15 protein-coding genes and 1 riboswitch are annotated in these 13,752 nt (G+C 60.1%); of the genes, 3 read left to right on the top strand and 12 right to left on the bottom strand.

Features of this window, described 5'->3' with window-relative positions:
• Nucleotides 1-5: 5 nt before the first annotated feature.
• The 7 genes from ABDX79_RS11975 to ABDX79_RS11945 form a co-directional block, all read right to left on the bottom strand.
• A complete protein-coding gene (locus ABDX79_RS11975; RefSeq protein WP_346220555.1) occupies nucleotides 6-1,991 on the bottom strand; it encodes a type VI secretion system Vgr family protein in 1,986 nt (661 codons plus the stop codon).
• Nucleotides 1,992-2,827: 836 nt separating this feature from the next.
• A complete protein-coding gene (locus ABDX79_RS11970) occupies nucleotides 2,828-3,436 on the bottom strand; it encodes a thiamine phosphate synthase (protein WP_346220517.1) in 609 nt (202 codons plus the stop codon).
• Entirely contained in the window at nucleotides 3,436-4,206 is a 771-nt protein-coding gene (locus ABDX79_RS11965) for a thiazole synthase (protein ID WP_346220516.1), read from the bottom strand. Before ABDX79_RS11965 ends, ABDX79_RS11970 begins: the two co-directional genes overlap by 1 nt.
• Nucleotides 4,207-4,210: 4 nt before the next feature.
• Nucleotides 4,211-4,408 carry a sulfur carrier protein ThiS gene (thiS, locus tag ABDX79_RS11960; RefSeq protein ID WP_346220515.1) on the bottom strand — a complete coding sequence of 66 codons (198 nt, stop codon included), beginning with the start codon at nucleotides 4,406-4,408 and terminating at the stop codon, nucleotides 4,211-4,213.
• Entirely contained in the window at nucleotides 4,405-5,385 is a 981-nt protein-coding gene (locus tag ABDX79_RS11955) for an FAD-dependent oxidoreductase (RefSeq protein WP_346220514.1), read from the bottom strand. Before ABDX79_RS11955 ends, thiS begins: the two co-directional genes overlap by 4 nt.
• 4 nt (nucleotides 5,386-5,389) lie before the next feature.
• Nucleotides 5,390-7,213 (bottom strand): phosphomethylpyrimidine synthase ThiC, encoded by a 1,824-nt coding sequence (gene thiC, locus ABDX79_RS11950; RefSeq protein ID WP_346220513.1) that lies wholly within the window; start codon nucleotides 7,211-7,213, stop codon nucleotides 5,390-5,392.
• A 100-nt stretch (nucleotides 7,214-7,313) separates the two neighbouring features.
• A riboswitch (TPP riboswitch) is annotated at nucleotides 7,314-7,428 on the bottom strand.
• Nucleotides 7,429-7,497: 69 nt separating this feature from the next.
• Nucleotides 7,498-7,953: an Lrp/AsnC family transcriptional regulator gene (locus ABDX79_RS11945; RefSeq protein ID WP_346220512.1), complete on the bottom strand. Its 456-nt coding sequence runs from the start codon at nucleotides 7,951-7,953 to the stop codon at nucleotides 7,498-7,500.
• 101 nt (nucleotides 7,954-8,054) lie between these two features.
• Between ABDX79_RS11945 and ABDX79_RS11940 the strand changes: the two genes are divergently transcribed.
• The 3 genes from ABDX79_RS11940 (at nucleotide 8,055) to ABDX79_RS11930 (ending at nucleotide 9,743) form a co-directional block, all read left to right on the top strand.
• Entirely contained in the window at nucleotides 8,055-8,654 is a 600-nt protein-coding gene (locus tag ABDX79_RS11940; RefSeq protein WP_346220554.1) for a LysE family translocator, read from the top strand.
• Between the two features lie 148 nt (nucleotides 8,655-8,802).
• Entirely contained in the window at nucleotides 8,803-9,273 is a 471-nt protein-coding gene (locus tag ABDX79_RS11935; protein ID WP_346220511.1) for a MaoC family dehydratase, read from the top strand.
• The gene (locus ABDX79_RS11930) at nucleotides 9,270-9,743 is read left to right on the top strand and encodes a MaoC family dehydratase (RefSeq protein ID WP_346220510.1); all 474 of its coding nucleotides are present in this window, start codon (nucleotides 9,270-9,272) and stop codon (nucleotides 9,741-9,743) included. Before ABDX79_RS11935 ends, ABDX79_RS11930 begins: the two co-directional genes overlap by 4 nt.
• 66 nt (nucleotides 9,744-9,809) lie before the next feature.
• Here ABDX79_RS11930 and bluB read toward each other — a convergent pair whose 3' ends face one another.
• From bluB to ABDX79_RS11905, 5 genes are all read right to left on the bottom strand, one after another.
• On the bottom strand, nucleotides 9,810-10,451 hold the full coding sequence (bluB, locus tag ABDX79_RS11925; protein WP_346220509.1) for a 5,6-dimethylbenzimidazole synthase: 642 nt from the start codon (nucleotides 10,449-10,451) through the stop codon (nucleotides 9,810-9,812).
• A gap of 8 nt (nucleotides 10,452-10,459) precedes the next feature.
• Nucleotides 10,460-10,990, bottom strand: a complete 531-nt coding sequence (locus ABDX79_RS11920) for an adenine phosphoribosyltransferase (RefSeq protein WP_346220508.1) — start codon at nucleotides 10,988-10,990, stop codon at nucleotides 10,460-10,462.
• Nucleotides 10,991-11,048: 58 nt separating this feature from the next.
• The gene (locus ABDX79_RS11915; protein ID WP_346220507.1) at nucleotides 11,049-11,369 is read right to left on the bottom strand and encodes an antibiotic biosynthesis monooxygenase family protein; all 321 of its coding nucleotides are present in this window, start codon (nucleotides 11,367-11,369) and stop codon (nucleotides 11,049-11,051) included.
• A gap of 96 nt (nucleotides 11,370-11,465) precedes the next feature.
• Nucleotides 11,466-12,398, bottom strand: coding sequence for a cytochrome c1 (locus ABDX79_RS11910; protein WP_346220506.1), 933 nt, complete (start codon nucleotides 12,396-12,398; stop codon nucleotides 11,466-11,468).
• 24 nt (nucleotides 12,399-12,422) lie between these two features.
• Complete coding sequence (locus tag ABDX79_RS11905) at nucleotides 12,423-13,727, bottom strand: cytochrome b (protein ID WP_346220505.1); 1,305 nt, start codon at nucleotides 13,725-13,727, stop codon at nucleotides 12,423-12,425.
• Nucleotides 13,728-13,752: the final 25 nt, after the last annotated feature.

Genomic DNA, 13,752 nt, shown 5'->3' with positions numbered 1-13,752 from the left:
GAGTATCAATTCAAGTTAATCGTACCAGCTTCGAGCTTGATTGCTGTTCCCTTGATCGAGACTGTGCCGTCTTTCTTCATTCGAATTTCAGTCGTTTCGCCGACCTGAATCAACAGCTCTTCTCCAACTCTGATTTTTCGAACCTTTCCGATATCCTCATCGTAGCGGCCCCGAACGATAAGGCTTTTCTGACGTCCAACTGTCGTCTGCTGAACATTGCCGACCACTGTCGATTTAGCGACACCGACAATCTCCGACGAGCCGCCATGAACGATTTCCGACTTATTTTTTTCAATGAAAAGCTGGAAGTTTCCTTTCGCAAAGTTAAATGGATCCGGAATGTGAATCTTTTCCATCAAGCCCCCCATACTTTTAAAAAGATTATTTGTTCTCGATAAAAGATATTCCGATAATTTGTTTCGTCCGACCGCGATGGATAGATTTCCTGCGATGACCTCTTCATGGTCTCCACCAACCTGAATTGTCTTGTTGCGTCCAACAAATTCATGCTGGTCGCTTTCAATCCGACTAGAGCGATCATTCAAGACATGTGTGTTCATATCTTTTTGAGCATGGAAATAAATTTCCTCACTACCGCGCTCGTCTTCCATATAAATTTCGTTATGACCGGCACCTTGGTGCGTATCTGTTTTAAACACAGAGCGAGTTTTGTTTGCAGGCAACTCATACGGCGGCATATTCGCGCCGTTGTAGACGCAGCCGGTGACGATCGGCTTGTCGGGGTCGCCTTCGAGGTGCTCGACGATCACCTCCATGCCGATGCGCGGGATCACCATGCCGCCCCAGCCTTTGGACGCCCAATTCTGGCTGACCCGGCAGCGCATGGAATAGGCGCCTTTCAGGTCCCAGTGATAGCGCACGAGGATGCGGCCATATTCGTCGCAATCGATCTCGCCCTCGCCCACGACCTTGGCCGTCTGCGGGCCCTTGATGAACGGGCGCGGCGTGCGCCGCTCGGGCCGGAACGGCTCCTCGGCAGGTAAGAGTACGAACTCGCCGTCGTAACCGCGCTCTTCGTCGTCGCTCTCGCCCGTCCCATAGGCCTGCGACTTGAAGCGATGAACCGCCTTCAGGCAGATATAGCGCTCTCCGGTGATCTCCGGGATCGGATCGCCGATGAGGTCGACCAGCGTGCCCGCGCCGAGGCCGGCCACATCGCCCTTGGCACGATGGCGCGGGGCCTGACCACGCTCCTGATCAAGCCGTCGCGCGACGACGCCGGAACCCTCTCCGCGATCGAGATAGTCGCCCGGCCAGTAGAAGCTCTCCATCCGAATGTCGTCCTTGATGGTAGGGCTTGACCGATCGACCTCCTGGGCGGCGTGGGGCGTCTTGAAATTATATTCGGTGAGCCGAACCGCGCCGGTGGTGACGCGCGTGCCGCCATGCCATTCGCGAAAATGCTCTTCCTCGCCCACATGCCAGCGCTCCACCCCGAGATAGGGCCGCGCTTCGCCCGCGATCGCCTCGTGCGCATCCGCATGGTCGGTGAGGCGCAGGATATGGACACCGTCCTCATGGATATAGGACCAGCTGATGCCGAAGCGCTCCAACAGCCGCCGGCAGAAATCGGCATCGCTCTCGCCATATTGCACGGTGTATTCGAGAATCGGATAGTCTTCCGTGAGCTTCACTTCGAAATGCGGCGAGCCGACGTGATCGGCATAAGGCTGCAGCACCTCTTCGACGATCTGGACGACCGTCTTGTCGTGGAAGATCCGCTGATTGCGCCGGAGCGTGGCAAGGTGAAGCCACGGCCGCAGCACGAGATCGTAGCGGATGCCGTTCTCCGTGCGGCCAACCTGCGCAGCCTCGCAGACGATGCCGTCGAAATAGCGCGGCAGGAATTGGGTCTGCACTTCGACGGTCGCGTGGGTGCCAAGAAGCTCGTTGAGATCGATGCCGACATCCTGGGATAGGCCCTCGACACGCCATTCGAAATCGCCCGAAAGCTCTTCCTCGCCGTCCATCCGCAATAGCACGATCGCATCAGGGCCGAGCGCCGTGGTCAGCCGGCCTCGTCGTGCGGTCTGCGAAAGAAGTGCGACCATGAAACACCTTCGGATCGTTCGGTTTCGTCGTTCTAACGCAGGATCACATTGATCGCCAGAATGAAATATCGCTTATCGCAGATCGTCGGTCGCATCGAAAAAAAGCGGCTTGGACGTTGCAATCCCGCAAATCTTATCCCCATCCCATTCCACACCTCCATACTCCCGAAACCATTCGCCTAAAGGGCACGGGTGATCGCCGGGATCGCTTTCGGACGGATGGTGCGGGTCTGCGGCGTGGTCTCTTCCGGAGGGCTCGCGGCCCCGTTGGCTCTTCCTCCACTCTGAAACGCATGTGGATTGGCCCGCTTAATCTCTCTATCCGAGATTGCTGAACGCCAATTCTGGCACGAGGTGGGAGACCGCGATGACCAAACAGAGGAGGCAAGCGCAAGCACGAGAAGGCCCGCATTGCTTGGCAGGCCGATATAGCGTTGTTCAGATTGCCAAAGGTGCCCGAGGACACATCAGTATCGCCGAGAGATCGAACGGCGTCGGCATGGCGGACGGTCGCTCCCTGAATGAGGTGAGATCGGTCTTGGTCCGCACTTCCTGACGACGCCAACGCCGACGACCTTATCCCGGTTCGCGGGTTCGTCCGTATCATTTATGAATCTGTGAATGGCCAGGCGAAGTGCAAACTGCACATTAAGTCTCAATCGCGGCATATCATGAGACGTGAGGGGAGAAGGCATCGGCCGCGATTTCGAGCGACAGTCCTAAAAAACCGCTTCTCTACAACCTATGCGGGCGTTTTATAAAGCGCTTGCCCGCGTCGCCTCTATCCATTCGAGGGTCCGTGCTTCGGGGTCCGTGTTTCGCGTGATGTCCGTGACGACCGCCGCGATATCGGCTCCGTTCGCGAAGACCGACGGCAGACGTTCGACCGTCACACCGCCGATGGCAACAAGCGGAATGTCTCCGATCTTTGCACGCCAGATGTTGAGCTTTTCGGGCGTCTGCGGTGCCCACTTCATGGATTTGAGGATCGTCGGCCAGATCGGACCGAGCGCAACATAATCGGGATCGACGGCGAGCGCCGCCGAAAGTTCGGTCTCGTCGTGGGTCGACACGCCGAGCTTGAGACCCGCCTGCCGGATGGCTGCAACATCCGCCTCGGCAAGGTCCTCCTGCCCGAGATGGATGAAGTCGCAGCCTTCCTCGATCGCGAGTTCCCAATAGTCGTTGACGATCAGCTGGCATCCATGCGCCTCGCAGGTCACCCTGGAGCGCCGGATATGATCGCGCAGGACAGCGTCCGACTGGTCCTTCATACGCAGTTGCACCAGTCTGACGCCCAGCGGAACCAGCCGGTCAATCCAGTCTGCGCTGTCGACGATGAGATAGAATGGATCAAGGCGCATCAGGCAAAACTCGCAAGACCGAGAACGGGTGTCGATGGTTCGGCCATATCCCTCGGCTGAAGGGGATCGGCCTCGAAGGCAAGACGTCCCGCCTCGACCGAGAGACGGAACGCGCGAGCCATGGCGACCGGATCGCCCGCCAGCGCGACGGCCGAGGACAGCAGCACGCCGTCATAGCCAAGCTCCATCGCCTGAGCCGCATGGGAGGGGACGCCGATCCCCGCATCGACGAGAAGCGTCACCTCGGGGAACCGCGCCCGCATGGCACGAAGGCCGTAGACGTTATTGAGCCCCCGTGCCGTGCCGATGGGCGAGCCCCAGGGCATCAGCACCCGGCAGCCGGCTTCGACCAGACGATCGGCGGCGACCAGATCCTCCGTCGTATAGGCGAGAACCTGAAAGCCATCTTCGCTCAGGATGCGCGTCGCTTCCACGAGACCGAAGAGATCGGGCTGAAGCGTATCGGCATCGCCGATGACTTCGAGCTTGATCCAGTTCGTGCCAAAGACTTCGCGCGCCATCTGCGCCGTCGTCACCGCTTCGCGCACCGAATGACATCCTGCCGTGTTGGGAAGAACGCGCATTCCGGTTTCCCGAATCAGATCCCAGAACGCCTGCCCTGCCCGCTCGCTCGCAGATTCCCGCCGAAGCGAAACCGTGACGATCTCGGCGCCCGAGGCTATAATCGACCGCTTCAGGATTTCCGGCGAGGGATAGCGCGCCGTGCCGAGCATCAGCCGGCTGGAAAAGGTCTCTCCGTAGATGTCCATGCTGTCAGCCTCCCTTCATGGGAGCGATGATCTCGATGCGATCATCCTCCGAGATCGGGGTTTCGGCGCGCATCGGCGCGGGTACGAATTCGTTGTTGATTGCCGTTGCCACCACCGCATTTTCATAACCAAGCTCTTCGAGTGCCCGGTCGAGCGTTTCGGCATGGATCTCGACCGGTTCGCCGTTGAGAACAATTTTCATGCTGCGTTCTTCTTCCGATCAAAAGCACCGAAGATAATGTCCGCAGCCTTCCCAGCGCAGTCCGGCGCGAGCAGAAAGCCGTGGCGATGAAGGCCGTTGATCGAGACGATGCGGCCAGATCGCGTGACCCGAGGCAGGTTGTCAGGAAATGACGGCCGCAGTCCGGCACCCATCTCCTCGACTTCCGCCTCGGCGAAGGCCGGATGGATCGCATAGGCGGCGTTCATCAGCTCCACCGCCGAGCGCAGCGTCACGCCCCCCGTGGAGCCGCTTTCGATCATCGTGGCGCCGACCATGAAACGGCCAACCCCGCGCGGAACGACATAGACCGGCATGCGCGGGTGAAGCAGGCGAACAGGACGCGAGAGCGTGACTTCGCCCGTGCGCAGGATGAGCATCTCGCCGCGAACCGGGCGAAGTTCTCTGTTCTCGGATGCGATGCCGCGACAGTCGACGACCATATCGCTATCGATATCCGCCGGGTCGGCTTTGGAGCCGAAGCGGATCACCCCGCCAAGGTCTCGCAGACGCTCCAGAAGAGATTGAAGCGCCGCGCGCGGATTAAGAAAGGCCTCTTCCTCATAGTGAAGCCCCTTGCGGAACCGACCCGCAAGAACCGGCTCCAGCACTTCTATCTCTTCAGCAATCACCGATTTTCCATGATCGCCGATCCGGCGCGCGAAGCGGGCCAACTCGCCCGCATCACGAGCGGGCGCAACGACCAGAGTGCCGGTCCGCCGGACATCCGGCACACGCTCGGACCACCAGTCGGTTGCGGCAAGGCCCGGCTCCAAGATGGCGCGGTCGGCACTCTCCGTCTCGCACCAAGGCGCAAGCATGCCGCCCGCAAGCCAGGACGCAGCCTGCGCCCCGAGACCCTCGGCCTGTTCATGGAGGGTCACCGAGGCGCCTCTTTCGGCAAGGGTCACGGCGGCGGTGAGCCCCGCGACGCCGGCTCCGATGACAGAGATCTGCATGAGTCTACTCCGCAGGTTCCGCGTTGGCCGCCACTTCGTCAGCCGGCATATAAAGGTCGCCGCCCGCGCGATATTTCTGCGCCATCTTCTCCATCCCCTCCTTCTGGGCCTCGGAGCGGATGTCGTGGGAAATTCGCATGGAGCAGAATTTAGGGCCGCACATGGAGCAGAAATGCGCCGTCTTGTGCGCTTCCTTCGGCAGCGTCTCGTCGTGATAGAGCCGCGCCGTATCCGGATCGAGCGACAGGTTGAACTGGTCTTCCCAGCGGAACTCGAAACGGGCCCGCGAGAGCGCGTCGTCTCGCACCTGCGCAGCCGGATGGCCTTTCGCAAGATCCGAGGCATGGGCCGCGATCTTGTAGGTGATGACGCCGGTCTTCACGTCATCGCGGTCGGGCAGGCCGAGATGCTCCTTCGGCGTGACGTAGCAGAGCATCGCCGTACCGAACCAGCCGATCATCGCCGCGCCGATGCCCGATGTAATGTGGTCGTAGCCCGGCGCGATATCCGTGACGAGGGGCCCAAGCGTGTAGAACGGCGCATCGCCGCACAGCTTCTGCTGCTTCTCGACGTTCACCTTGATCTTGTGCATCGGCACATGGCCGGGTCCCTCGATCATCACCTGGCATTCTTTTGCTCTCGCGATCTTGGTCAGTTCGCCAAGGGTTTCGAGTTCCGCGAACTGGGCGCGATCGTTGGCGTCCGCAATGGAGCCGGGGCGCAATCCATCCCCGAGCGAGAACGAGACGTCGTAGGCCCGGCAAATATCGCAGATCTCGTCGAAATGTTCGTAGAGGAACGATTCGCGGTGATGATGCAGGCACCACTTCGCCATGATCGAGCCACCGCGCGAGACGATGCCCGTGACGCGGTCGACGGTGAGCGGAATATGGTGCAGCCGCACACCCGCATGGATGGTGAAGTAGTCGACGCCCTGCTCTGCCTGTTCTATCAGCGTGTCGCGATAAACCTCCCAGGTGAGATTTTCGGCAATGCCCTCAACCTTTTCCAGAGCCTGATAGATCGGCACGGTTCCGATCGGGACAGGCGCATTGCGGATGATCCAGTCGCGGATGTTGTGGATGTTCCGGCCCGTCGACAGGTCCATCACGGTGTCGGCGCCCCAGCGGATCGCCCACACCATCTTCTCCACCTCTTCGGCCATCGAGGAGGTGACGGCCGAGTTGCCGATATTGGCATTGATCTTGGTGAGGAAGTTCCGGCCGATCGCCATCGGCTCCAGTTCCGGATGGTTGATGTTCGCCGGAATGATCGCCCGACCGGACGCAACTTCCTCCCTCACCCACTCGGCGGTGATGAAATCCGGGATCTCAGCCTCGAACGGCTCACCATCGCGTTCGAGTGCCTCTTTCATCGAGGCCCGTCCAAGGTTTTCGCGGATCGCAACGAATTCCATCTCAGGCGTCACGATGCCGGCGCGGGCATAGGCGAGCTGGGTGACCGTCTTGCCGTCCTTTGCTCGCAGCGGTTTGTGGGCAATCGGAAAAGCCGGGGTTATCTTGTCTTCGGGCAGATTGCCGTTGTCTTCCGGCTTTAACGCCCTGCCCTCGTATTCCTCCACATCGCCGCGCGCTTTCGCCCAGTTGGTGCGATTGCGCGGCAAGCCCTTGGCGATGTCGATCTCGACATCGGGATCGGTATAGGGGCCGGAGGAATCATAGACCGTGACGGGCGGCTCGCCGGCTGTCGGATGAACGGAAATCTCGCGAAGCGGAACGGCGATCTCGGGATAGGCGGTGCCGGCCAGATAGATCTTTCGCGATGCCTGAAGCGGGCCCGCGGTCACGGTCGGTGTAATGGCATTCATCAATTGGCTCTCCTTCGTCGAAGCGTTGGAGATCCAGTGCTGTCATCGGTGATCGAAAAGCTGCCGGGACGTGCCTCGGTTTTCGAGACATGGATATGGACCCGCGGCTGTCTTCCATCCCTACGCCAGTACGAACTGGATCAGGTTCTACGGGTCGCCGCGCTCATCAATAGCGGCCTCTCAGTTCCTTGATCGGAACTCCCCTTGGACGTTTCGAGAGATATCAGCAGGTTGGCCTGGTTTCAAGCGCGCGAAATCAGGCAGTGAGCAAACCGGCATCACATTCAGGTGGCCCGCTCGTCCTTGGGCGAACCCATGACCACGTAGGAGGTGATGCTGTTCACATTGGCCTGTGTACCCAAGATTTCCGTGTGGAAGCGCTTGTAGCTCGCAAGGTCTGCGCTCTCGACGCGAAGCAGATATTCAAATGCACCGGCAACGTTGTGGCACTCCACGACATCCCGGGCTCCGGCCATGGCCCGTTCGAATCCCTCTTGTGCGGCTTTCGTATGAAGAGACAGCCCGACCGTGACATAGGCAACGAAGCCGCGCCCCATGCGCTCCGGATCGAGAACCGCGCGATAGCCCCGGATCACGCCCTGGCGCTCGAGCTCCTGCACCCGCCGCAGGCATGCCGAGGGTGAGAGGCCGACACGCTGGGCAAGATGCACGTTGCTCAGCCGGCCATCCCGTCCAAGCTCGCGCAATATTCGTTCGCTTGTGGCGTCAAGAGCCGACATTGATTGCACTCTTCGGCAGAGAGCGACCTATTATGGCGCCCAATTGCAGGTTCACGGAGCTAGAATTGCGCATCACCTTGCGAGGAGGCAAGCCGAAGATGATGACCATTTCAGTCCTTTTGGCCCTTCTCGGCTTCACGTTCGTCGCAACGGTCACGCCGGGACCGAACAATCTCATGCTGATGGCTTCAGGCGCGAATTTCGGTTTTCAGCGGACGTTGCCGCATATGATGGGTATCCTCATCGGGTTTTCGGCGATGATCTTTCTTGTCGGAATGGGGCTCATGGCGCTGTTCGATGCTGTGCCTGTCCTCCATACAGTGCTGAAGGTCGCTTCGGTCGCCTATCTTCTGTGGCTCGCCTGGAAGGTCGCCACCGCACCGCCACCGCAGAAGGCGGATGTCGAGGGTCGCCCTTTGACCTTTCTGCAGGCTGCGGCCTTTCAATGGGTCAATCCCAAAGCATGGGCCATGGGTCTGTCTGCCATCACCCTTTATGCGCCGGACCGCTCGCTTCTCTCGGTCGCGATCGTGACGGCGGCCTTCGCCATCGTCTGTTTTCCCGCGATCTCTTTATGGACATGGGTTGGCACGGTGGTCCGGCGGTGGCTGTCCAACGCGCGGCGATTGCGCGTGTTCAACGTGACGATGGCACTCTTTCTCGTCGCATCGCTCTATCCGGTGCTCGGCATCGGCGCGTGACCGGTCAACTGACGAACGCAGTGCTCAGGACGATTGACGGCCTTGCGGTATTCGGGAACTTCGAACGGGGAACCGAGCGGTTGGAGGGTCGCTTTCGCTCAGGCGTTCGCTTACAAGACCGTCGCTGACGGGATGAAACGGAAAGCCGATGTCGAAATACGTTCTGGAAGATTTTACCGATGGCCGGGTCTTCGACCTCGACCCCTATGAGGTGACGAAAGAGGAAATCATCGAATTCGCGAGCGAGTGGGACCCGCAGCCGTTCCATCTCGATGAAGAGGCCGGAAAGGCTTCGATGCTGGGTGGCCTCTCCTCTTCGGGCTGGCACCTTTGCGGAATGATGATGCGCATGATCTGCGACAGCTATCTGCTCGATTCCACCTCTCAGGGCTCCGGCGGTGTGGACTATATCGACTGGAAGACGCCGATCCGTCCGGGTGACACGCTGACCGGCACCTCCACGGTGCTTTCATCACGCCCATCGTCCAAGAAACCGCATCTCGGTCTCGTCACGATCAGGACGGAAGTCTCGAACCAGCGCGGAGAACAGGCCGCAGTCTGCGAACATGTGCTCCTGTGCCTTACGCGCAAGGGCTACGAAGAGGGAGCGGCAGCATGAGCTTCTGGGATACGATCGAAGAAGGTGCCAGCTACGAGCTCGGAAGCCATCACTTCTCGGCCCGCGAAATTCTGGATTTCGCGTCGAAATACGATCCGCAGCGATTTCACCTCGACCCCGACCTTGCGAAGAAAACCTTGTTCGGCGGGCATTGCGCCTCGGGCTGGCATACGACCGCCGCCTACATGAAGCTGAACGTCGCATGGCGCAAAGAAATGCTGACGGCCTGGCTTGCGGATGGCAACCCGATGCCGAATTTCGGCCCTTCGCCCGGCGTCAAGAACATCCGCTGGACGCGTCCCGTCTACGCCGGAGACACGATTGCCTATCTGCACCGGATCACCGAAAAACGCGTATCCAAGTCCAAGCCCGGCTGGGGCATCATCGCCTTCGGTGTCGAGGCGACGAACCAGGATGGCGTCTCCGTCATGACCTTCGATGGGGCAGCTTTCATCGCGACCAGCGAGTGATTCTTAGCGCCTGATCTTCGCTGGCCATCGAATCGGGAACCGCCCGCCGCTTTTCGGTCCGATGGGTCAGCGGCGCAGGAGCAAGCGCTCCTCGCGCCGTGCCTGCCAGCCGGCACGCTGGAGTTCCGGCACGTCGTCTTCCGTTTCCGGATAGCCGATGCACAGATAGGCAATGAGGCGCCAATCGGCCGGGACGTCGAGCGCCTCGGTCACGGCATCCGGCTCCATAATAGAAACCCAGCCGACCCCAATGCCATGCGCTCGCGCGGCGATCGCAAAGAGGGCGACGGCACCGGCCACGGAATAGTCCGGCGTCTCACGCATCGTCTGCCGACCAAGGCCGTGGCCCTGTTCCGGCTCGCGGTCGCAGAACACCGCCAAATGGATCGGCGCTTCCTCAAGCCCCTGGAGCTTCAGCCGCGCATAAAGAGCCACCCTATCCGCTTCGGTCGCGTCAAGAGCCGCCGCATTGCACCGCGCGAAGCTTTCGCGAACGCAAGCGCGCGCCTTCTCGCTCTCTACAAGAACGAGCCGCCAGGGCTGGCTGTTTCCGACCGAAGGCGCGAGATCGAAGGCACGAAGCGCGGCGTCGAAAGCATCCTCGTCCACCCGTTCGCTTCGGAAGCGCCGCACGTCTCGGCGCCAGACGAGGAGCTGTTCGAGCCTTTCGCGGAATGCGTCGTCGAATTCGGGCGGCTGGTCAGGCACCCCTTTGCTCAGTCGCCTTCGAATTCGCAGAGACAGCGCACGTCGACGCCCATCTCACGCAGCTTCTTCGATCCACCAAGATCCGGAAGATCGACGAGGAAGCACGCGCCGACGATTTCTGCACCAAGATCGCGAAGAAGTTTGACGCCGCCGACCGCCGTGCCGCCGGTCGCGATCAGATCGTCCGTCAGGAGAATACGCTCGCCCAGACGAATCGCATCGCGATGGAGTTCCATCTCGTCCTGTCCGTATTCCAGCTCGTAGGTGACCGAGATCGTTTCGCGCGGCAGCTTGCCTTTCTTGCGAATCGGAATGAAACCTGCAGTGAGCTGATGGGCAAGAGCCCCACCCAGAATGAACCCACGTGCCTCGATACCGACGACGTGACGGATCCGGCTGTCGGCATAGGGCGCGACGAGAGCGTCGACGGAGGCCCGAAACGCAGCCGGGTCGCTCAGCAGCGTGGTGATGTCGCGGAACTGGATTCCCGGTTTCGGATAGTCCGGGATCGTTCGGATCGCGGCTTTGAAGTCAATCACGCATCGGCCTCCGTCATGCGTTGTTCGCCAACGCGGTCTGTTTGCAAACGAGCATCGATCAGTCTTGCTGGCCGATGGTCTGTATCACCTCAAAACCCTCAAATTCCGGATGCCCCTGATAAAGCGGCTTGGTCGAGCCCGCACCACCATGGGACTTTCGGAAGGCTTCCGACTTCGTCCAGGCTTCGAAGGAGGAATAGTCCTTCCACACCGTATGAGACGAGTAGAGCTGATGGTCCTCACGCTTCGGCCCGCGAAGCATATGAAACTCAACGAAACCCGGAACGGACTGAAGCTGCGATTCCCGGTTGAGCCAGAGCTCCTCGAAGTCCTTTTCCGCGTTCGGCAGCACCTTGAAGCGATTCATCGCAATATACATCGGCAGGTCTCTCCCATTCTGGCGTGATAGTCTGTTCCAAATAAAAAGGGAGCCGAAGCCCCCTTTTCAAATTGCGTAGGATGATCCGATCATCGATCAGTGCGGCGTGCCTGCCCAGACACGGCGTTTCACGAGGAACATCAATACCGCGAACACGATGAGGAAGATCATCGTGACGAAACCGGTCGCCTTGCGTTCGGCAAGGTGCGGCTCGGCAGCCCACATCAGGAACGCACTCACGTCACGTGAATATTGCTCGACGGTCTGCGGCGCGCCATCGGGGTATTCGACCTGATCTTCATAGATCGGCTGGGGCATTGCCAGTGCCGGCCCCGAGATGAAGTACGGGTTGTAGTAGGTCCCGCTCATGATGTTGAGATCTGCCGGCGGCTCTTGATCGTAGCCGGTCAGAAGCGCGTGGATATAGTCCGGCCCCGCTTCACTGTACTGCGTGAAGATATCGAAAATGAAGGTCGGAAAACCACGTTCGACAGCGCGCGCCTTGGCAATCAACGAAAGATCGGGCGGAGCGGCACCGTTGTTCGCGGCGGCCGCAGCCTGCGGGTTGGGATACGGCGCCGGGAAGTAGTCCGAACCCGTCGCGGGACGTTCGAACATGTCGCCCAGATCGTCCGGTCCGTCCTCCACAGTGAATTCGGCGGCGAGCGTCGAGACCTGCTCCGCGCTATAGCCAAGGGCTTCGAGATTGCGGAACGCCACGAAGTTCATCGAATGGCAGGCCGCGCAGACCTCGCGATACACCTTGTAGCCGCGTTGGAGCTGGCCGAGATCCCAGTTGCCGAACGGACCCGCAAACGACCAGTTCATCTCTTCCGGTCGCTTCAGGGGGTAGTGCGGCGTTTCCGCATGGCCCTCTTCTGCTTCCTCGGCCGGTGCGTCGGCATTTTCAGCCGCCGCCTGCTGTTCCTCGGCAGAGTTCTCGTTCGGCCCCTGGCCGTCCTGCGCAAAGGATGCGAGCGGCGCGAACGTGATGCCGGCTGCGAGAATAACGGATAGCGTCTTTTTCATCAGTCTTTTCTCCGAAGCTTTCCGTCAGCCTTTGGTTTCCGGCGAAGCCGTCGCGCCGGCAGGCGATCCAGCTCCACCCTCGCTCTTTTGTTTGCCGAGCACCGCTTCGGTAATCGAATTCGGCAACTTCTTAGGCGTCTCGATCAAGCCGAGGACCGGCAGGATGATGAGGAAGTGCGCGAAGTAGTAGATGGTCCCGACCAGCGAAAGCCAGGTGTAAGGCGCTTCCGCAGGCTTGGCGCCGAGCCAGCCGAGCAAGAGGGCATTGGCGACGAAGATCCAGAAGAAGATCTTGTAGATCGGACGGAACGCCGTCGACTTCACGCGGCTGGTGTCGAGCCAGGGCAGGAAGAAGAGGACGATGATCGAACCGAACATCACCAGAACGCCGCCGAGCTTGGAGTCGATCGGACCGATATTGAAGGTAATCGCACGCAGCATCGCGTAGAACGGCAGGAAGTACCATTCCGGAACGATATGCGACGGCGTCTTCAGAGGGTTCGCCTCGATATAGTTATCGGGATGTCCGAGGAAATTCGGCAGGTAGAAGACGAAATACGCAAACACCGCGAGAAACACCACCATGGCCAGACCGTCCTTGACGGTCGCATGGGGCGTGAACGGGACTGTGTCCTTCGACGACTTCACTTCGACGCCGGTGGGGTTTGTCTGCCCGGTGACGTGGAGCGCCCAGACGTGGAGAACAACCACGCCGGCAATCATGAACGGCAGCAGGTAGTGCAGCGAGAAGAACCGGTTCAGGGTCGGATTTTCAACCGAGAAGCCGCCAAGAAGAAGCGTCTGGATCGGCTCGCCGATCAATGGGAACGCCGTGAAGAAGCCGGTGATGACGGTCGCACCCCAGAATGACATCTGACCCCAGGGCAGCACGTAGCCCATGAAGGCGGTTGCCATCATCAGAAGGAAGATCACGACACCGAGGATCCACAACACCTCTCGCGGGGCCTTGTAGGAACCGTAGTAAAGACCGCGAGCGATGTGCAGGTAGACCGCGACGAAGAAGAACGACGCGCCGTTGGCGTGCATGTAGCGCAACAGCCAACCCCAGTTGACGTCGCGCATGATCTTCTCGACCGATTCGAAGGCGAGAGACGACGCGGCGGCATAATGCATCGCGAGCACGATCCCGGTCAGGATCTGGATGGCGAGGAAGATCGCGAGGATTCCGCCGAACGTATAGGCGTAATTCAGATTACGCGGGACCGGATATGCCACGAACGAATCGTACATCATCCGAGGAAGCGGCAAACGGGCGTCGAGCCAGCGCATGATGCCGTTCGACGGGACGTAGGATGAATGACCACTCATTTCTTGCGCTTTTCCTTGCGTTCCG

It is taken from the genome of Fulvimarina fulva, from assembly GCF_039652615.1.
Classification (GTDB): Bacteria; Pseudomonadota; Alphaproteobacteria; order Rhizobiales; family Rhizobiaceae; genus Fulvimarina.
This window is presented reverse-complemented; position numbering and strand designations above follow the sequence as displayed.